Source organism: Cohnella massiliensis (assembly GCF_900169535.1).
Classification (GTDB): domain Bacteria; phylum Bacillota; class Bacilli; order Paenibacillales; family Paenibacillaceae; genus Cohnella; species Cohnella algarum.
This window is the reverse complement of sequence record NZ_LT821257.1, coordinates 267,144-285,558: the sequence shown is the minus strand read 5'-3', so window position 1 is coordinate 285,558 and position 18,415 is coordinate 267,144. Positions and strand designations below refer to the sequence as shown.

The window sequence follows — 18,415 nt, the reverse complement described above, 5'->3', positions numbered from 1 at the left end:
GTGTACTTTGCAATCAACGGGATAGAGTTGCAAGTTTATCCCTCTGAGTTTTCGGCAAAAATCTTGGACCTTGACGATGCTGAAACAACAACACGGACGGCTGATGGGACGGCTTCCCGGGATCGGATAGCTGTAAAAAGACAATTGGAAATCAGGTGGCCGGCGATGTCATGGGATAACTTATCGACTATTCTCCAATCGATTCGCGACGAATTTTTCGAATTCACATACCCGGACCCAATGACCGGGCAAGTGGAGACGCGGACGATGTACGTCGGCGACCGTACGGCCCCCGTCCTCATGAAACGAAACGGACTGCCACTATGGAGCGGCCTATCTTTTACGTTGACGGAGATGTGATGCTATGTTTCCAATTTCTCAACCATTTGCAGATGCTCTAAAAAAGCGGGCGAGGACGTGGCTGCTCCGGGCCGACATCGACGGCATCACATACGGCAAAGACAAAATCGTCAGTCTGGACATCGAAAATAATCTGGCGCCAGCTGATGATTTTACAATTGGGGCAGCAAGCATCTCCAAAATGATTATCAAGATTCGGGCGCCAGATCCGATCGCCGTTAACGCTAAGATCATCCCATATCTGTCCATGTCGCTCGCTGGATTGAAATGGGATGAAGCCACTTATCCGTGGGAAGACGCGGATTTTAGCTGGGACGGAACGAAGGACGAATGGCTGCCGCTCGGAGAGTTTTACATCGACAAACGCGAGCGAATAAACAACGTTTGGACCTATATCTGTTACGACAAGTTGACGTTTGCCAATGCGCCGTATATATCGTCGCTGTCTTACCCGGCGACGCTACAAGCAGTTTGGGACGAGATATGCACGCGGCTCGGCTACACCTACGACAGCACCGTGCAAATCAATCCGTCCTATACGGTCCCTGTGGCCCCAACAGGCTACAGCTACCGGGAGGTTATGGGATACATTGCCGGGGCCAACTCGGCGAGTGTTTTTGTCGGCAAAGACGGCACGATCAAGTTTCGGCGGTATGCGGCCGCGGAGACGCCCGTCTTTAACATGGGCTTGTCCGATTATATTCGGCTCAAGCAGACCAACCCGCAGCGGTCAATTAGCCGGATCGTCGTCACCTACAACAAAGAGGACGATTTAAAGGTCGAGGCCGGGACGGGGGATGAGAGCAAAACACTCGCGATGGAAAATCCGTTTGTAACGCAGGCGATCGTCAATGACTTGCTTGCCAATCTTAACGGGTTTTCGTACATTCCGGTTGAGATGGATGCGCGGGGATATCCGCAGGTCGACGTCGGGGACCGTATCGAGTACGGCCAACAAGAGGGTTACCGCTGGATCGATGCGACGATGGCGTGGCAAGATGCGGACTTTCCGTGGGATGGCATAACGTATCATCAGACCATCGCCTTGCGCTTGACGTTCCGTTTCAAAGGCGGCTTGGGCATGGGCATCTCGGCGCCGTCGCAATCGTTTCAGCAATCAGAATTCCCGGTGCAAGGTAAATTGTCCGGACAAATTAATCAGCTTAACCAAACGGCGGTCAAGCAAGGTAGAAACTACTACGGCGTCACGATCACAAGGGATCAGGGCCTAATTGTTGAGAGGGACGACCACGCAAGCCGTGTCGTGCTTAACAGCGATGAATTCCGGTTTACGGCCGACGGCGAAGACGCCCTGTGGTTCGATGTGCCGAACCGGAAATGGAAGTTCTCCGGGACACTGATAGCGGTTGACGGTGTTTTCTCTGGCGATCTTGAGGCCGCAGGCGGGACGTTTACCGGTGCGCTCCAAGCGGCGTCCGGCACGTTCACAGGCGACCTTGTGGCGGCTGGCGGCACATTCTCCGGCGCCTTACAAGCTGCAACCGGGTCCTTCACGGGAACCGTTCAAGGCGGTCGTTTTGTAGGCGGAGAGATTGTTATAGGTAGTGGCAATAATGTTTTTATGGCCAACGATTCCGGGATATGGCTTGGACATACCGATTTTTCATCTGCTCCGTTTAGGGTAGATATGTCGGGCCATATGGTAGCGACGGATGGTCAGTTCAGTGGTACGATCACGACATCCTCTATTGTCGGCGGCACGATTGATGGCTCGGTAATAACCGGTGCACTCATCAGAACAAAGGATTCTGGTACAAGGATCGAGCTTAGTGCAACAGGCAATTTGCTTACAGCATACTTTAATGACAGCAACTACAATGTAATCAACCCTGCATATGGGGGAGGCCCGTCATATTTGTTTTATAGGGGCGGCGGGTTAATCGGTAGTATAACCGCTGATGGTTTTGGATTGACAATAACATCTCAAAATCAATTGGGACTATCTGCTTCCGGAGGGATTTATATATGGGGTGGATGGAGTAATTTGTTTGAACAAGGTGGACAATCACTGCAAACTCATCTTAATGCCAAAGCTAATGCATCGACGGCGATTGTTAATGCGGCATTTGATACTCCAACCCGCAACCTAAAGTTTTACAATGTATTTGGTGCGCAAGTGGCATCGGTAAATATACCATGATAAAATTGAGATATATTGTCAATCAGGAGGAGTTCCGATGAAACGACTTGCTTATATCGCACTTGGAATTTTTATCGGCGTATCTCTGACCATATCGGCCGGTGCATATGCAGCATCAAGTGGATTAATAGGTAAAAAGGTAACATCAGAAGTCGATGTTAATGTAAATGGTTCGAAAATTGCTGATCGCGGAGCCGTTGTAGATGGAAGAACATATCTCCCAGTTAGAACGATTGCGAATATCCTTGGAGCGTCAACATCTTACGAAAGCGGTGAAGTATTGTTGACTACCAGCACCAAAGTTACGGAGAACGAGGATGAGGAACAAAGACACATCCAAATAACTCTAATACAAAATAGAATTTCTGAAATTGATGAAGCGTTAGCTAGAGGTCGCCAAAATCTCCAAGCTGCTCAAAATTTGCTCAATGGTGCTTTGAGTGATCCAAAGGCTGCGGAATCTGTGTCGATGTATCAATGGATGGTTGACCAAGCACAGACATCCATTTCAAAGCTAGAGCAGGAGAAATCTGATCTTGAAACTAAACTCAATGCATTGCAAAATCAATAACCACATAAACCAAGAGTCCGCCAAACGACGGACTCTTTTTTTTACAGAAATCTTCTGCCTTCCGGCCTGATCCGGTATTCGCCAGGAGGCAAACGGTCGTCATAGGGAGAAGGTGGAGGCGGAACATAGTCCTTAACTTCGAGGTAACCTTTTTTGCCAAGATCGTTAATGTAGCGACCGTTATAAATGACGGCAAAGATTATCCACGTGATAATCAGGCCGAATCCGAATGTAAAAAAACCGACAATGACGTTTGTGATCAACATAACAAAAAACCATTTCAAGTCCCCGCGAAGAAGTGGGACGAAAAAACTAAAAAACAGGGTAGTCCAAGAGAATCCCTTTTTACATTTAATTTCGTGCCCGGAAGCATAATGCCGAAGGGTTATTTTCATAGCATCACCTATAGTCGTTTTATAGTCCATTCGACATAGGAACACAATATTCCTTCTTTTTACCAAGAGTCCGTCAAATGACGGGCTCTTTTATTTTTCCTTGAATGGAGGGTTCCCAATGGCCAAAATCGACCCAATCGTCAAAATCGAAATCGACCCTCGTCGGCCAGTCCCGGAAATCTGCGCCGTCATAAGTGCAATAATGCCATATCACCCGGGCCAAGAAACTGCCATTTTACAGGGGGTTCAAGATGCGATCGGGAATCGCCTTGAGCAACTGAAAGGAGATGAGCAAAGTGGCTGACAACAAATACTGTAACCTCCCAGGACCGTCCAAGATCAGCGATACGTTCGGCCGAATCAACGATGGTTTCGCCCTCGTCGAACAGGACATGAACGACCGGACAAGCACGGACTCGTCCCTGCAGCAGCAAATCACGACAGAGCAGCAAGCCCGCATCGCCGCGGATACGGCACACCAACAATCAACCACCGCCCACCCGGCGCAGAATATCACCTATTCCGGCTCTGTCTCCGGGCAAAGCAATGTAAAAGGCGCCTTAGACAAACTGCAAGAAGAAGTCGATGCCATTGTCAGCGTGCCGAACGATGGTAACGCGGAAATCGTCCAAGCCCGCGAGGATTTGGACGGCACCGTTTATCCTACGCTCGGCGCACGGCTCGATCACATGGAAGAGTCGTTGATCCAAAAGCCGACGATAACCTCGACCCTCCGGAACGGTCTAAACCTGATCACGACCGATCAGGCGTCACCGATGGACGGCACGGTGTACGGCCGGACGCTTGTCAATATCCTCGGCAAGGACGGCGGGTGCGAAAGTTTGGCGCCGTTTACCACGGCAGGGACTTCGCCGCCGACCGTCTCGACAACCCAAAAGCGGAGCGGTTCCAGCTCGATCAAGGTGGCAGTTTCCGGGCAAACCAGCTATGCCTTTAAAGATTTCAACTACCCGTTGGACAGCAGCAAGCAATATATTTTAGCGTGCTGGATATATGTCGAGTCCCAAACGGCTGGCGACGTGAGCGTATCGTTGCGAGACATTGGCACAAATACTTCGCGTTACTCATGTATCGCAAACATGGCAACGGTGGGCTCGTGGCAATTTCTGTACACAAAAATCCCGACAGCTAATGTGCTGGCCGGGAATGGTTTCCGTCTCGTCATAGGTACCCTTAGCTCGACGACATTCGTCGCTTATGTCGACGACATCCGTCTGTATGAGCTTTCCACCGCCGACTACAATGCAATCGGAACGACGTACACCGGAGAGCAGATTGACGGGTTTATCCCTTACGTGGACAGCATCCAGCACCTTCAAGGGGCGGCGATCCGGAAGTTCGGAAAAAATTTGTATGACGGAGAAATTGTCGCTACGGGAGCCGTCCCTACAATCCTCTTAGGAGCGAATGGTGATTTGGACTTAACTTCGGATGCAGTGGCTTTCCGTTTTGTGACTATCCGTAAGTATGCCGTAATTCCGGGAAACACTTACACACTAAGCTGTTTTGCAACAAATGTAAGTGGACCCAACACACCAACAATTAGCGTCAGAAAGGGTAGTGACGGAAGTCCACTCACCACCGCATTAACCGGAACCGGAAAGGTATCCATCACGTTTAATGTTGGAAGTGAAAAGGAGATTCAGCTTTTTATTTATGCCTCCCAATCTACAGCAACGGTACAAAGGAAACGTTACGAACAGGTTCAGCTAGAATTGGGAACGACCGTAACGTCTTACGAACCTCGCAACGACGATTACGTCTATATCCCGACCAAACTCGCATCCAGCGTCGACGGCACCGTAAGGGATAGCGTGGATATACGGACGGGACAGGTCACGCGGCGGTGGCGGACGGACTTCGTTCTCGATGGTTCATATGCTTGGGTTTTTTCTGACGACTCAACGGGGTACAAGAGAGTCAATTTCCCGTTTGCCACCCCTTACGGTGGGTTGCCAAATTCGGATAGATTCTATTGCACAAAAAACGACGGTTCACCCCTAACGTCGAAAGCTTTTAATTCGCAAGATGGTACGAATCAAATCGGGACTGGGTCGAATGGACTTCAAGTTACAATTTCCGATTCCGATTCCGGATGGGGGGAGGATTTTCAACCCTCAACGGCAGAGATCAAAGCCTATTTCTTCGGATGGAAGATGAACAACGGCACATTCGGCCAGCCGTACAATGGCAGCGGCACGAAGACATGGATACCGCTCAATGCGACGAGCAACACCGGAGCCGTGACGACCGTCCCGACCGTGCCTAGCAGCGCGATTACGAGCGGGACTTATGATTATTACCGGCTGTCGTACCAGCTTGCGACGACGGTCACGGAAGCGGTGGAGGGCTTTGAGGGATCGATCGGGCTGCACGATGGCGGGAATGCGGTCGAGCTGCTGGAAGGCGTGATTGTGCGGGAGAAAGTTACGCCGCAAACGAGCTCGACTACAGCACACATCAATAACACAACGTTTCCGTCTTCTCAATTAAAAAACAGAGCGTCGCAAATCATTCGAATCTACAAAAATGGATTGCCTGATCCGAATTGGTCGGTTGTCTCTGATGCAAATGCATATGGTTTGGTTCGAGCGTCAATCTCGTTAACGATGTACGACCCCACCGCCGAATACACCGTCACGTACATCGCCCTGGACCGTTACAAACTGACGTCCAATGCGGTCGAAGCTTCCGTGACTTATCAGGCCAATATGAGCGGCGTCGTGGGCGACCTGGTGCAACGCATGGCCGACAACGAGACAAAGGACACCGTACAGGATTGGGCGCTGGATTGGGTGGAGGCCAAGGCTGATAATAATGCATTTGACATTGTAAAACTATTCGAAATGCCCTTTTACCTCTATCATCAGGCGACCATCAACGGCAATTTTGACATTGCACAGCGGGGAACGAGTTTCAATATCACTCCTACTTCGGTGACGTATACCCTAGACCGCTGGCGACTAGACAACAACCCAGAAGGCGGAACAATGCCCACGATGGTCCTTTCTCAACAAAGGTTAATGGATATTCCTGGATCGGCTTACTTTTGTCGACTGAACGTCAATGGGGCAGGGGAGGGATATGGAAACAGCGCTAACTGCACACTCAATCAATTTGTTGAAAACGGAACTCGTTATCTCTGTGGCGCGGGCAAAAAACTAACGTTGTCGTTCTGGGCTCGCAGTTCCATCGCTGGGAAAAGACTCGGTTTCCACTTGGAACAAAAATATGGAAGCGGTGGTTCGCCGACTACCGAAGAGATAATGTCCGGTACCACCGTTACGCTCACTTCGGCTTGGACCAAATATTCTTTCACGTTCACCACGTTTTCGCTTGAAGGAAAGACGTTTGGCGCCAATAACGATGATTCGGTCGCGATTCGATTTTGGTATATTTGGGGGTCCGATTATCAATCCAGATTCGGGGCAACAACTCCGGAAACATTTGGAGGAGCCGGCAACATCGACATCGCCCAAGTCAAATTAAACGCCGGCGAATCGGCTTTGCCGTTTCAGCCGCGCTCGTTCGCCGAAGAATTGGCATTGTGTCAGCGCTATTTTGAAAAAAGCTATGAGGTCGACGTGGCACCTCAATCGAACAATCCTATAGGCATGGTTGCGTTCGGCGCTAATTCGGGAGTCCCGCAAACTTTCCACGTTGATTTCAAAGTGAGAAAACGGGCGATTCCCTCGGTTTACACATATTCGCCATTTTCAACCAATCCAGGCGGAACCGGTTCAAGCGCTAGATATTTTGTGGGGACAATCGAAGCAACCGACGGCATTATAAACTATATTGGTACATCTGGATTTAATATGGAGGCACTGACTACAATTGATCAGTCCCGAGCATTTCATTGGACGGCAGATGCCGAACTTTAAGGGAGGGGTACAATGTACAGCCACTACATTAGAGTCGACGATGCCGGCGTAATTATCGCCGGCTTTTCCTCTGCCTTTGAGGATCCGCAGGAGGACGATATTCTCATATTGGAGGAAGGGCCGCGGCATTTCCATCTTGCCTTTCCCGATCCTCTGACAAACGAGCGCGGTCAATTTCGTTTCAAATGGATCGATGGGGAGCGAATCGAACGATCGCAGGAAGAACTTGACGCCGAGTGGTCTGCTCGTCCTCCTGCTCCGCCGAGCGACGCCGAACGAATTGCCCAACTTGAAGCCGACAATTCCCTTCTTGCGCTCAGCCTAGCCGAATCCCAAGCGCGGCTTACGGCCACCGAACAAGGCCAAGCTGACCTATTACTGCAGCTCGTACAAGGAGGTGTCCTGTAATGCAATGGTACAGTCTTGTCAAGCGATATTATGACGCCGGCTACTACACCAACGACAATGTCAGGGTGTTCGTGGAGGCAAACAAGATCACGGCGGCACAATATCAAGAAATCACTGGCGAGGAATACGAAGGCTCTGCGGCATAACCGCGGGGCCTTTTAATGGGGGTGTCCGATTGAGCATGAATGCAAACGAGCTGCAAGCGCTCGGCAAAATCGAAGGAAGGTTGGGGCGCCTTGAAGCCCTGCAGGAAGCAAACGTGCGAACGAATACCGAATTAACGGCGAGCGTCAATCGACTCGTTGAAAAGCTGGACAAATCCGACGATATTGCCCGAGAAGCTTTGGACAAAGCAAAGTCCGCACATCATAGGATCGACGACACCATGGGGCAAGTGAAAAGCGTACAAGACGACATCAAATGGCTTTGGCGCGCCGTATTGGGCGCAATCATTACGGGTGTGATTGGCGGGGCAATCGCACTGTTGTGGAAAGGAATAGGTGCATAAGATGCAAGATGGACAACTCTTTACATGGCAAGCTCTCTCCGCAATGGGGGGAGCTTCTTTGTTGACGTTTTTGATTGTGCAGTATACGAAAGGGCTTGTCGATCGCGTCGCCCGCTGGCTGCCGACGGACCTGTACGCGGTAGTCGTGTCGTGGCTCATTTTGACGGCCGCGCAGCTCGCAATTGGGGCCGACGCGGGCGACTGGCGGGTTTATCTGCTGGCGCTCGCCAATGGCTTCATTGTGGCGGCAGCGGCCGGGCAGATGCAAAACAAGGCGCTGAACCCGCCCGGGGCGACGAAGGGGGATGACAAGGCGTGAAATACATCGTCGATCATATCCCCCGAAACACCCTATTTAACCGTCGTCCGGGGCTTGCTATGGCCCCGACGACAATCACCATCCACAACACCGGAAACCCGTCCAGCAGCGCCAGAAACGAGCGAGCGTGGCTGACAAACACCGCAAACAACCGGACGGCGTCCTACCACATTGTTGTCGACGAGAACGAAGCAATCGAGGTCATACCGCTAAACGAAAACGCATGGCATGCGGGTGACGGCAGCGGACCGGGATGCGGTAACCGGACATCGATCGGCATTGAGATATGCGAGAGCGGGGATTATGCGAGGACTCTCCAAAATGCCGCGCAACTCGTCGCATCCATGCTCCGGGAGCGCGAATGGGGCGTTGACAGGCTTCGCCGTCATTTTGATTGGAGCGGCAAAATCTGCCCCCGCCTGATGTACGACGATGGCAAATGGACAGGCTGGGCAGCATTTAAAAACATGGTGGCGGCCTTGATCGCCGAAAAGGAGGAAGAAACCTTGGAGTTGAGCGCATACCAATGGCAAACGTTGCGAGCCGGAGTGGCCGCGTTGCTGGACAAAGGCGCGATCACGGACAAGACGTGGCTGGAAAAGATCGATAAAAAGACGCTGACGACTTCGGAGTTGTCGTGGCTGACGTTTGTCGTCGCGACGAAATAACAAAAAAGCCCGGGGGCTTCGGCTCTCGGGCTATTTTTATTGGCAAATTCCCAAGCGCTTATGAATTTATCATAGAGCATCTATGTAAAGGCCAGCCCGGCCGGGCCAACTCGTGGCGGGTTCCCGCGATCCCCTTGCGGGGATTTCGGCCGGTTCCCATCCGGCCATCATCAGGCGGGGAATTTATTAAATTGATGGCGTGCAATCATCAGATAATGGAGTCGGCTAAGCCTTTCTGATTCACCGCATTTGGCTAATTTTAAAATGTCCTCAGTCCACGACACAGTCAGAAGATCAATGCAAGACCGACTCCAAATCCCCTTCTCTTCAAACTGTTCTTGCCTCTCGCGGAATAAGGCGAGAAAGTCCTCGACGTTTTCGCAATCCAAAATTCCTTTTGCTTCGTTCATCTCGATCATCCTCCCTTGGGAGCCGTTAGGCTCCCGTGATTATTTCGATTGCCGTGCAAACCTTGAACACTTCTCGACCGTTGAACCATCCGAAGTTGAACGGCGTGCCGATGTAATATTCTTCCGCTTCCTCCGGTGATCCATTGAAACGTGTATGGCTTTGGTCGCCGTCGTCGTAAATTACCTTAATCACGATCATTCCTTCTTGCATCCACATTACCTCCCTGCCCTGTGAGCTTGTCCTTGATACTAATATAACATGCTTTTTAAATGCTGTAAATATGTAATTGCAAATTATTTTAAAATGCTGTAAATTAGTATCAACGAGGAGTTGATGCTATGGTAAAGAGGGGAAGAAAGCCGAAAGCGATTAAGAAGGAACGCGAGGCGATATATGCGGCTCCAGAGCTTTTAGCGTGGGCTCGGGAAAAAGCAGAGGAACATAAATGTACGACAAGCGAATTTATATGCAGTGTGCTAGAGAAAGCAAAAGAGCAGGAGGGTTAGCCTCGCTGCTCTCTTTTATTTAGTGCCACTCTCGTCAATCCTTGTTTTCGATCTGTTCCAAAGCTTTGTGAACAAGCTCGTCAAATAGATCGCGTTCCGCGTTGAAACGCTCTGCTTCTCTTTCCTCTTCCGAATCGCATCCGGCGGGATCGAACGTAGCGCCGGAATCCCAGCCATCAACGGAAACCAATACCGCCTCCAAACCATCCCTCTCTGCTTGCGATTCGTAGGGACCATAGATAGGCTGCCGTATCCGAATAATGCCTTGTTGGTTTTGCAGGACGTCGACATGCCATTGACTATCCAAGTCTTTTGCGGCCGCTACTGCCTCGCGGACAGATTCTTCGATTTTCGTCATGTCCTTCTCCTTTTTCCGCTGCCTCCCTTTTGGTGAGGTCTTATGCGTTTAACCCCGTGATTTTTTATAATCCTCGATCTGCCTACGCGTCCATATTGGGCCGCTCGCCAGCCGTTGAATCGGCTCCGGAAATACCCCTCGTTGCAGGTATGTTCCGATTTTTCGTTTATCCCAGCCTAGAATATAGGCCGCCTCAGCGTAGCCGACAATCTCGTCGCTGAGTATATGCTGCTGGGAGTAGAAGCTTTGAAGATATTTTGCTCCAACAGGCTTGTTTGTGAAGTCCGATATATCCAGACCGGCCATGATTTCGCCGAACATATCGAGGAGAACCATTTCGGCGTCTCCGAACTTGTGGGTGTATTGCATCAGTTCTTCGTGGATTTTTTCGATCGCCTTGCGTGGCTCTCGCGCAAAAGCAGATCCATACTTATTCGCAATGCCGATCTTTTTCTTCTCAAACACCCGATCGCCCAATACATTAGCGATCGCAAGCAGGCGACCAAACGCTTCGTCTCGTTCCATTTGTTCTCCTTTCAAGAGGGGCAGAAGCCCCTCTTATGTTGTTTTTACGAATCTGCGCGCCAGTTAAGGATGATGCGCTCCATGTTTTCGATTGCTTCTTCTCTTGTGCGGAATTGACCTTTTTCGTCAACTCCGTCCGTGATGGTATAGAGGTATTCCCCGTCCTCGTTTTCCCACTCGGATTTTACCACTTCGAACTTGTTAACAATCGTCATTTGATTCATCCTCCCAATATGTTTTTCTTCTTGTCTCTCTTGCTGATGTCTTTATAATACATCAAAAGTATGTTAAAGTCAACACTAAAATTAGAAATTATTTGCATTGATGATGAACGCATTATCATCCTATAATAAGAACAAATGTTCTTGTGGAGGCGCATCCAATGAAAAACCCGAAAGGAATGCCAGAAATCGAAGAATGGGATATGATCCGAGACATGATCGTATTGCCCAACCTGGTCGTAATGCTCGAGCAGCAACGGCAAAAGATGGAGTATTCGACGCAACTGCTCAAGCCGCTTTATCAGGCCGCAACCGACGCGCTGATCTATGCGGTAAACCGAGAGTGCTCCAAGCTCCGGATGGAGATGCAGCGCCGCAAAATCAAGGTGTGGGACGAGCGGCAAGAGGATGACATCATTTATGTGCAATACAACTGCCGGGGCTATCAAAACGAGTTTGGGGTCACGAAAGAAGTCATCCGGACGGAAATGCGTTTGCGGCTGACAAAGCACATCGAGGACATCGCTCATAAATTACAGGAGGGGTAGACATGCACACTTATCGGATTGAGCATGACGGGCCTAATGAGCGCCGGGCGGTTAAGCGGATATTAGAGTCTAGTCTGGACTATAAGCTGCCGGCATACATAACGTTTGCGGCAGCGGATGGAGAGCATGAATACTACGCCGAGGACTCAAACGTTAATCGTGGGGTTGTGATTGTGCTTGACCGTAAGTGTATTTGGTAATGCAGATCTTGCGGGAACTCTCACATTGTCGTGTTTTATAATACACGGTAGAGCAACGCATTCGTAATGCGTAGGTCGGGGGTTCGAATCCCTTCATCAGCACCACTTAACCTCTCAAATGCGGCGCGGTTTCCGGTTTTCCGGGACCGCGCTTTTTGCTTTCATTAAAGAAGTTCGGTTTGACATTCCGAAGTTTTGTTGGTAGACTTCCTTAAGTGTAATTATTACAATTAATCGAAAAGTGTTTTGTTTTTATTTTTTCGCTTTAATCGTAATTATTACAATTTAAACGAAGGACACCGAACAACGCCATCTGCCAACGCATTCGATCGCTTCCGTTTGGAAGAGGGAGGGAGTACAAATGAATCGCCCCGTTTTAAAGTGGTACGAAGAAAGTTTCGGCGAGGATTATTTGCTCATCTATCGTCATCGGAACCGGCTGCAGGCCGAATGTGAAGTCCGAACGATGACGAAATGGTTAAAGCTGCGCCAAAAGGACCGTATCCTCGACCTTTGCTGCGGTACGGGAAGACACTCCTTGGCGCTTGCAAATGCAGGCTACCGCGTTACCGGCATCGATCTGTCTCCGGTATTGCTTCGGGAAGCGAGAACGAACGATCCCGATGGCCGCGTTACCTGGATCGAATGCGACATGCGCGCTTTGCCTGACGATACGATGTTTGCTGAACGATTTGACGCTGTCGTTAATTTGTTCACCTCCTTCGGCTATTTTGAAGAAGACAGCGAACAATTGAAGGTGCTGCGCCAAATCCGGAAAGCATTAAAGCCAGGGGGGAGATTCGTCATCGATGTTATGAACGCGGGATACACGGCGGATCATCTGGTGCCTCATTCAAAGCGAGTTGAACGGGGAGCGGTTATCTCGGAAACCCGCCGAATCGAAAAAGGGTTCATCGTAAAAAAGATCATTGTCCAAGAGCCGAACGGATCGCCTCGCCGTTATTCCGAACGAGTGAAGCTATACGCGCCCGAACAACTGTCGACGATGCTGAATGAGGCGGGGCTAGTGTTAGATACAATATACGGAGGATATGAGGGGGAGTTTTATGACGCGAGGCAATCGTGTCGAATGATCATGGTCGGCCATCGGTAAGTATGCCGGAGCTGGTCCGGAACTTCGATAAACAACCTTTTGGATTTCCGTTCGTTTCCACTCGCTTTAATCGTAATAATTACATATAGTGGAGGAGAGGCAAGTTGTCCATCCCAATATTTTTCAAAAAGAGAAGTTTAAATAATCTAACGTTTTTTCTCGTACTCGTTGTTTTGGCTGCAGGCTGTTCAACCGGTACGGGCAACGATTCGCCGATGACGACAGAGCGGAACCTGCAGTCGAACTCGCCGGCACAAGCCGAACAGTCCAATTACACGTTTACGGACACTAGCGGGAAACAAATTACGCTGGATATTCCGATTCAAACAGCAATCATCATCAACCGAAATACGGCGGAAGCGATCAAATTGTTGGGAGCGGACGATCGTGTTGCAGCAACCGGCGACGCGACAATTAAAAACAACCCGTATCTGGGTTTCCAAAGCTTGCCCGATGTAGGCGAAACCGGGCAGTTGAATCTGGAGACGATTCTGAGTTTGAAGCCGCAGGCCGTATTCACCTATACGAATCGGCCCGATCGGAAACTGGAGGAGAAGCTTGAGCCTGCGGGCATTAAAGTCGTAAGAATGAACAATTACTTGCCCGATCAGACGGACTCGGAATGGGAATTGCTCGGCAAGCTGTTCGGCAAAGAGGAGCGGGCCGCCCAATTTCTCGAATGGAAGCATGGAATCGAACGCATCTCCGCGGAGCGAATCCAATCGATCGGGGAAAACGACAAAAAAAGCGTAATGGCGCTGTCTGCAGGATTTCTCAATTCCGATGGGGGCTATCGTATTTTTCCGAGTCAGTCGCTGGGCGGAAAACCCGGGGTGGGCGAGGGCTTTGCCACGATTTTGGCTGGCGGCAAAGATGCGGCGGATTTACAGTGGAATCCGGCTGAAACCTCCACGACGATCATGGTCGATGAGGAGTATGTCCTTACGCGAAATCCGGACGTTATTACGCTGCACGGCACATGGCTTGGGGGATACGAAGCTGCGGACGTTCAGCCGCTCGAGGACGCGTTCGCCAATATGTTGTCCATTTCTTCCTTGAACCGGCTGAAAGCGGGAAAAAATAGAGACGTCTATTTCTTTCATACGAATTTCATCGGATCGGACAAACGGTATATCGGCGTATTGCAACTTGCCAAATGGTTGTATCCGGACCGCTTCGCAGACGTCGATCCCGAGGCATACGCAAGAGAGTATTTTGAACAATGGCTCGGCGTCCCGTACCAAGGAATCTGGTATTACTCGTTTAAGGAGTGCAAATGATGGGGGGATCGATCCGTCGCAGTGAAACGGACTCTTTGAGATCGATATCGTCAACTCGGCAGTTGGCGTCTCTATACCGCGGCAGTTCGATGCGCAAGCTTTTCTTGCTCGGGTTGTTTCTGGTCTTGCTGGTCGTCGCAGCGGCAGCGGCGATCATGAAAGGCTCGGCGAGCGTGCCATTGCCGGAGCTCTGGGCAATGGCGACGGGAGGGACAGTCGATGAAATGAACGCGTATATCGTTCGGGAAGTCAGACTTCCCCGAATTACGATGGCTATCGTGACCGGCATATCGCTCGCTGCGGCGGGAGCGATCATGCAGGCGCTGCTGCGCAACCCGCTGGCCGACCCCTTTACTCTCGGCGTTTCCAGCGGGGCCTCCTTTGGCGCGGCGCTTGCTATTGTCGCAGGCTCCAGCGCATTCGGCATCAACCTTGTGCATAACGGACAATGGCTGATCGCGTTTAATGCATTCGTTTTCGGCTGCCTGGCGGTCGGAATCGTTTATGGCATCGCGCGGTTGAAGAGCGGTTCGACCACGGTGCTGCTGCTTGCGGGCGTGGCGATCGGCCAATTGTTCGCGGCCGGCGTATCCTCGCTCAAATATTTTTCCGACAACGAGGCCCTCAAAGATTTGATCGTCTGGCTGATGGGAGGATTTTGGGGGGCCAGTTGGCAGGTTCTGTACATTCTTCTGCCCCTGTTTGCCGTATCGCTGGGGGTGCTGATGAAATATGCCTGGGATTTGAATGCGCTCGTTTCGGGCGAAGAGGCGGCGCGCACGCTCGGGGTCAAAGTGAAACGATTGAGGTGGATCTGCCTTTTGACGGTGACTCTGATGGCGTCAACCACGATTGCCTTCACCGGAATCATCGGGTTTATCGGACTTGTCGCCCCGCATATCGGCCGGATGATGATCGGTACCGATTACCGGTATTTGCTGCCGTTCTCCTGTCTGATCGGGGCCCTGCTCCTGCTGTTGTCGGATACGGTTGCCCGGCTGCTGCTGTCTCCGATCGAAATTCCGGTCGGAATCGTGACCTCCTTTTTCGGCGCGCCGTTTTTCGTTTATTTGCTCGTTCGAAAGCGTCGGGAGTACTGGGCCTAGGAGGAACGATCATGTTCGTAAACGTTTCGGGGTTATCGTTCAAGTACCGTTCAAACGTCATTTTAAGCGACATTCAGATGAGCATGAAAAAAGAAGAAGTGGTCAGCATCGTCGGACCTAACGGGGCGGGAAAGACCACGCTCCTGAAAAGCATCTGCTCCATCCTCCCGCCGCGGAAGGGGACGGTAAGGATCGGCGGGGAGGACGTGCGTTCGATAAGACCCGGACAATTGGCCAAAATCCAGGCTTATGTGCCGCAGCAAGCCTCGTCCGGATTTCCGCTTACCGTTATGGAGACGGTAATGCTCGGCAGAAAGCCCTACATTCGATGGGGCGTTACAAAGCAGGATCTGAACATTGTGGAATCCTTGCTGTTCGAACTTCGACTGGATCGTTACGCAACGCGTCATATGGACGAATTGAGCGGCGGTGAACGGCAGAAAGTTTTGATTGCCCGGGCGCTCGCCAACAACCGGACATGCTGCTGCTTGACGAGCCGACTTCGGCCCTCGACATCCGGCATCAGCTCGAGGTGCTGGAGCTCGTCCGCAGCCTTGCGAAGCGGTCCGGAATGCTTGTCGTGCTGATCCTGCATGATCTGGAGCTGGCATCCCGGTATTCGGATACGGTTTATATGTTGAAGGACGGACGGATATTCGCATCCGGCAAACCCGAAGCGGTGTTTACCTCTCTTCATATGGAGAAGGTATACGGAGTGCGGATGGAAATCGAGCGCTCGCCGCATGGAATGAAAATGACCGCGCTCGAACCGCTGCAGGAATGACATTTTTATTCGGAAAACGAGAGGGAGGGAACTTCAATGTTTCACGGCGTCCGATTCAATATGGATTTTAAGCGGCTCTGGATGGAAGGCATGAAAGATTGGAACGGAAAATTGCCGGAACGAATGATCGACGATGCCAAGGAAGAAGCGTTTTGGCAAACCTATATCCCGAACAAATCGAGCGCGCTGGACGACTACTCGGCCGATATTCGAACGGAGCTTCTCCGTTTCATTGAACCGGCCGACCATGTGCTGGAGATCGGGCCGGGTTGGGGCAATTACACGTTTGCTGCCGCAAATAAAGCATCGTCGCTTGCCTGCGTAGACAGCTCGCGAAGCGTGCTCGATTATTTGCGGGAGGAAACGAGACGCAAAGGTCTTCGCGTACCCCGGCTCATTCATGCCAAATGGGAAGATCGCCCTCCGCAGGAAACGTTTGATGTCGTCTTCGGGATCAATTGTTATTATCGAATGCAGGAGATTGACCGCGCGCTTCTCCACATGAACAACGCAGCCAAACGGTGGGCGATCGTCGGACTGACGAGCGGTCCGGAAAAACCGCATTTATGGGAAATTCATCGGCGGCTTGGTTACAAAATCAAATTTCAGCGGCGGGATTACATTTATTTGACCAACCTTCTCTATGAGCTCGGCATCGATGCCAACTGCAAGATTCTCGATTTGGAGCGTACCTATCGGTATGAAAGCGAGGAGCAGATGATCAAGGACAATCTTGGCGCATTCTGGAACCCGATTACGATCGAAAAGCCGCGGAAGAGATTCTCCGCCAGTTCGTATCGGAACGGGATGGAAGCTTTCTATATAAGCATCGGTTCAAGGGCGTACTGCTGTATTGGAGGCCGGAACGCATCATGTAACCATCGAGCCGCAATTGAAAAGACCCGCAGCAGGAATCAAACATGGCCCGGCTGGGGTCTTTCTTGTATTGAAAATGAACTAGCCGGCAACGCAACCGGCAAACTGTTTGCGGAACCATTCTTCATCCAGATTGCGGCCGATGACGACGAATTCGCTGGTCGGCACTTCATTCGGCTTCCATTCGCGGTCGGGATACGAACCGAACAGCATGTGAATGCCTTGGAACACAATTCGCTGCTTGACCCCCTTGATATTCAAGACGCCCTTGTAGCGAAAGGTATCCACGCCGTGGTCGACAAGCCATTCGTTAATAAAACGTTCCACCTTGTTTAAATCAAGCGGACGCGTCTCCCGAAAAAAGACCGAGGTGACATCGTCATCATGCTCATGATCCTCTTCTTCGAGAAATCCCGGTTCGATCTCCAGTTTCTTCTCCAAGTCGAAGGCGCCGATTCCGAGAATCCGGTCGATTTCAATTTGGGACTGCCGGGTGCGGTAAAGCTTGGCGGCCGAATTCATTGCGCGAAGCCGCTGTTCCAGCTTCTGAAGCTCGTCTTCGGAAACGAGGTCCGTTTTATTTAACAAAAGAACGTCCGCAAAGGCGACTTGTTCCTGCGCCTCATGGCCTTCGTCCAGGTGTTGGCCGGCATGTTTCGCGTCCACGACCGTGACAATGGCATCGAGCTTGTAAAATTCGGAGATTTCCGGATTGACAAAAAAGGTTTGAGCGACGGGGGCCGGATCGGCGAGGCCCGTCGTCTCGATCAGCACCCGGCTAAAATCGGCTCTGCGACCGCCTTTGCCGAGTTTGGCTTCCATGAGCTGACCGAGAATGCGAATGAGGTCGCCCCTTACGGTACAGCAAATACATCCGTTGTTCATTTCGAAGATTTCTTCATCCGCGCCGACAACAAGCTGATTGTCGATGCCGACTTCGCCGAATTCGTTGACAATGACCGCGACTTTTTCGCCATGGTCGGCAGTCAGTACGTGGTTAAGCAGTGTCGTTTTTCCGGCGCCAAGAAAGCCCGTCAGCACCGTTACGGGAATGCGGGAATCGGCCTGCAGATTTGGCATGACGTTCACTCCTTTGTCTTGACTTCTTAAATGTAATGTTTACAATTAAGATAGAGTATAGATCTCCTCAATTCGTTTGTCAAACGACAGTCGAACCCCTTTATCTATTCG

At 51.0% G+C, this 18,415-nt stretch carries 22 protein-coding genes and 1 pseudogene; 17 read left to right on the top strand and 6 right to left on the bottom strand.

What is annotated here, in order from left to right:
• From B7E11_RS30755 to B7E11_RS07815, 10 genes are all read left to right on the top strand, one after another.
• The gene (locus B7E11_RS30755) at positions 1-360 is read left to right on the top strand and encodes a DUF6711 family protein (protein ID WP_080833199.1); all 360 of its coding nucleotides are present in this window, start codon (positions 1-3) and stop codon (positions 358-360) included.
• Between the two features lie 4 nt (positions 361-364).
• Entirely contained in the window at positions 365-2,521 is a 2,157-nt protein-coding gene (locus B7E11_RS07860; protein WP_080833198.1) for a translocation/assembly module TamB domain-containing protein, read from the top strand.
• Positions 2,522-2,558: 37 nt separating this feature from the next.
• Entirely contained in the window at positions 2,559-3,092 is a 534-nt protein-coding gene (locus tag B7E11_RS07855; RefSeq protein ID WP_080833196.1) for a stalk domain-containing protein, read from the top strand.
• Positions 3,093-3,605: 513 nt separating this feature from the next.
• Positions 3,606-3,791, top strand: a complete 186-nt coding sequence (locus B7E11_RS07845; RefSeq protein ID WP_080833194.1) for a hypothetical protein — start codon at positions 3,606-3,608, stop codon at positions 3,789-3,791.
• Positions 3,784-7,392 (top strand): carbohydrate binding domain-containing protein, encoded by a 3,609-nt coding sequence (locus B7E11_RS07840; RefSeq protein ID WP_080833192.1) that lies wholly within the window; start codon positions 3,784-3,786, stop codon positions 7,390-7,392. Before B7E11_RS07845 ends, B7E11_RS07840 begins: the two co-directional genes overlap by 8 nt.
• A 12-nt stretch (positions 7,393-7,404) precedes the next feature.
• Positions 7,405-7,800: a hypothetical protein gene (locus B7E11_RS07835; protein ID WP_139787114.1), complete on the top strand. Its 396-nt coding sequence runs from the start codon at positions 7,405-7,407 to the stop codon at positions 7,798-7,800.
• Positions 7,800-7,946, top strand: coding sequence for an XkdX family protein (locus tag B7E11_RS07830; RefSeq protein ID WP_080833190.1), 147 nt, complete (start codon positions 7,800-7,802; stop codon positions 7,944-7,946). Before B7E11_RS07835 ends, B7E11_RS07830 begins: the two co-directional genes overlap by 1 nt.
• Positions 7,947-7,981: 35 nt before the next feature.
• The gene (locus B7E11_RS07825; protein WP_342744460.1) at positions 7,982-8,308 is read left to right on the top strand and encodes a hemolysin XhlA family protein; all 327 of its coding nucleotides are present in this window, start codon (positions 7,982-7,984) and stop codon (positions 8,306-8,308) included.
• Positions 8,309-8,369: 61 nt separating this feature from the next.
• Positions 8,370-8,627: a hypothetical protein gene (locus B7E11_RS07820; protein ID WP_245809654.1), complete on the top strand. Its 258-nt coding sequence runs from the start codon at positions 8,370-8,372 to the stop codon at positions 8,625-8,627.
• Positions 8,624-9,295, top strand: a complete 672-nt coding sequence (locus B7E11_RS07815; protein WP_213084128.1) for a peptidoglycan recognition protein family protein — start codon at positions 8,624-8,626, stop codon at positions 9,293-9,295. Before B7E11_RS07820 ends, B7E11_RS07815 begins: the two co-directional genes overlap by 4 nt.
• A 170-nt stretch (positions 9,296-9,465) precedes the next feature.
• On the opposite strand, the gene B7E11_RS07810 is transcribed toward B7E11_RS07815, so the two are convergent.
• From B7E11_RS07810 to B7E11_RS29430, 5 genes are all read right to left on the bottom strand, one after another.
• Positions 9,466-9,705 (bottom strand): hypothetical protein, encoded by a 240-nt coding sequence (locus tag B7E11_RS07810; protein ID WP_080833186.1) that lies wholly within the window; start codon positions 9,703-9,705, stop codon positions 9,466-9,468.
• 25 nt (positions 9,706-9,730) lie between these two features.
• Complete coding sequence (locus B7E11_RS07805; protein WP_080833183.1) at positions 9,731-9,916, bottom strand: hypothetical protein; 186 nt, start codon at positions 9,914-9,916, stop codon at positions 9,731-9,733.
• A 330-nt stretch (positions 9,917-10,246) separates the two neighbouring features.
• Complete coding sequence (locus B7E11_RS07800; RefSeq protein WP_080833180.1) at positions 10,247-10,570, bottom strand: hypothetical protein; 324 nt, start codon at positions 10,568-10,570, stop codon at positions 10,247-10,249.
• A 48-nt stretch (positions 10,571-10,618) separates the two neighbouring features.
• The gene (locus B7E11_RS07795; protein WP_080833178.1) at positions 10,619-11,095 is read right to left on the bottom strand and encodes a type I-C CRISPR-associated protein Cas8c/Csd1; all 477 of its coding nucleotides are present in this window, start codon (positions 11,093-11,095) and stop codon (positions 10,619-10,621) included.
• A 44-nt stretch (positions 11,096-11,139) separates the two neighbouring features.
• Positions 11,140-11,310, bottom strand: a complete 171-nt coding sequence (locus tag B7E11_RS29430; RefSeq protein WP_176220647.1) for a hypothetical protein — start codon at positions 11,308-11,310, stop codon at positions 11,140-11,142.
• Between the two features lie 167 nt (positions 11,311-11,477).
• On the opposite strand from B7E11_RS29430, the gene B7E11_RS07790 reads away from it, so the two are divergent.
• The 7 genes and pseudogenes from B7E11_RS07790 to B7E11_RS30160 all read left to right on the top strand — a co-directional run.
• Positions 11,478-11,864, top strand: a complete 387-nt coding sequence (locus B7E11_RS07790) for a YhjD family protein (RefSeq protein ID WP_080833176.1) — start codon at positions 11,478-11,480, stop codon at positions 11,862-11,864.
• A 666-nt stretch (positions 11,865-12,530) separates the two neighbouring features.
• Entirely contained in the window at positions 12,531-13,178 is a 648-nt protein-coding gene (locus B7E11_RS07780) for a class I SAM-dependent methyltransferase (RefSeq protein ID WP_245809653.1), read from the top strand.
• 215 nt (positions 13,179-13,393) lie between these two features.
• Positions 13,394-14,458, top strand: a complete 1,065-nt coding sequence (locus tag B7E11_RS07775) for an ABC transporter substrate-binding protein (RefSeq protein WP_080833171.1) — start codon at positions 13,394-13,396, stop codon at positions 14,456-14,458.
• 89 nt (positions 14,459-14,547) lie between these two features.
• The gene (locus B7E11_RS07770; protein WP_245809652.1) at positions 14,548-15,564 is read left to right on the top strand and encodes a FecCD family ABC transporter permease; all 1,017 of its coding nucleotides are present in this window, start codon (positions 14,548-14,550) and stop codon (positions 15,562-15,564) included.
• A gap of 11 nt (positions 15,565-15,575) precedes the next feature.
• Positions 15,576-16,151, top strand: coding sequence for an ABC transporter ATP-binding protein (locus B7E11_RS07765; protein WP_245809651.1), 576 nt, complete (start codon positions 15,576-15,578; stop codon positions 16,149-16,151).
• Positions 16,145-16,348, top strand: coding sequence for an ATP-binding cassette domain-containing protein (locus tag B7E11_RS30165; RefSeq protein ID WP_245809650.1), 204 nt, complete (start codon positions 16,145-16,147; stop codon positions 16,346-16,348). The genes B7E11_RS07765 and B7E11_RS30165 overlap by 7 nt, the downstream gene beginning before the upstream one ends.
• 36 nt (positions 16,349-16,384) lie before the next feature.
• A pseudogene (locus B7E11_RS30160) lies at positions 16,385-16,807 on the top strand (class I SAM-dependent methyltransferase); the annotation flags it as partial.
• A gap of 498 nt (positions 16,808-17,305) precedes the next feature.
• On the opposite strand, the gene B7E11_RS07755 reads toward B7E11_RS30160, so the two are convergent.
• The gene (locus B7E11_RS07755; protein WP_176220646.1) at positions 17,306-18,304 is read right to left on the bottom strand and encodes a CobW family GTP-binding protein; all 999 of its coding nucleotides are present in this window, start codon (positions 18,302-18,304) and stop codon (positions 17,306-17,308) included.
• Between the last annotated feature and the right edge of the window lie 111 nt (positions 18,305-18,415).

What these genes read in the sequence shown, in the direction of transcription:
- B7E11_RS07835 (WP_139787114.1), top strand. Translation starts at nt 7,405, where the DNA reads ATGTACAGCCACTACATTAGAGTCGACGATGCCGGCGTAATTATCGCC.
- B7E11_RS07810 (WP_080833186.1), bottom strand. Translation starts at nt 9,705, where the DNA reads ATGAACGAAGCAAAAGGAATTTTGGATTGCGAAAACGTCGAGGACTTT.
- B7E11_RS07795 (WP_080833178.1), bottom strand. Translation starts at nt 11,095, where the DNA reads ATGGAACGAGACGAAGCGTTTGGTCGCCTGCTTGCGATCGCTAATGTA.
- B7E11_RS07830 (WP_080833190.1), top strand. Translation starts at nt 7,800, where the DNA reads ATGCAATGGTACAGTCTTGTCAAGCGATATTATGACGCCGGCTACTAC.
- B7E11_RS07845 (WP_080833194.1), top strand. Translation starts at nt 3,606, where the DNA reads ATGGCCAAAATCGACCCAATCGTCAAAATCGAAATCGACCCTCGTCGG.
- B7E11_RS07790 (WP_080833176.1), top strand. Translation starts at nt 11,478, where the DNA reads ATGAAAAACCCGAAAGGAATGCCAGAAATCGAAGAATGGGATATGATC.
- B7E11_RS07855 (WP_080833196.1), top strand. Translation starts at nt 2,559, where the DNA reads ATGAAACGACTTGCTTATATCGCACTTGGAATTTTTATCGGCGTATCT.
- B7E11_RS29430 (WP_176220647.1), bottom strand. Translation starts at nt 11,310, where the DNA reads ATGACGATTGTTAACAAGTTCGAAGTGGTAAAATCCGAGTGGGAAAAC.
- B7E11_RS07770 (WP_245809652.1), top strand. Translation starts at nt 14,548, where the DNA reads ATGCGCAAGCTTTTCTTGCTCGGGTTGTTTCTGGTCTTGCTGGTCGTC.
- B7E11_RS07825 (WP_342744460.1), top strand. Translation starts at nt 7,982, where the DNA reads ATGAATGCAAACGAGCTGCAAGCGCTCGGCAAAATCGAAGGAAGGTTG.
- B7E11_RS07780 (WP_245809653.1), top strand. Translation starts at nt 12,531, where the DNA reads ATGACGAAATGGTTAAAGCTGCGCCAAAAGGACCGTATCCTCGACCTT.
- B7E11_RS07765 (WP_245809651.1), top strand. Translation starts at nt 15,576, where the DNA reads ATGTTCGTAAACGTTTCGGGGTTATCGTTCAAGTACCGTTCAAACGTC.
- B7E11_RS07860 (WP_080833198.1), top strand. Translation starts at nt 365, where the DNA reads ATGTTTCCAATTTCTCAACCATTTGCAGATGCTCTAAAAAAGCGGGCG.
- B7E11_RS07775 (WP_080833171.1), top strand. Translation starts at nt 13,394, where the DNA reads ATGACGACAGAGCGGAACCTGCAGTCGAACTCGCCGGCACAAGCCGAA.
- B7E11_RS07805 (WP_080833183.1), bottom strand. Translation starts at nt 9,916, where the DNA reads ATGCAAGAAGGAATGATCGTGATTAAGGTAATTTACGACGACGGCGAC.
- B7E11_RS07800 (WP_080833180.1), bottom strand. Translation starts at nt 10,570, where the DNA reads ATGACGAAAATCGAAGAATCTGTCCGCGAGGCAGTAGCGGCCGCAAAA.
- B7E11_RS07755 (WP_176220646.1), bottom strand. Translation starts at nt 18,304, where the DNA reads ATGCCAAATCTGCAGGCCGATTCCCGCATTCCCGTAACGGTGCTGACG.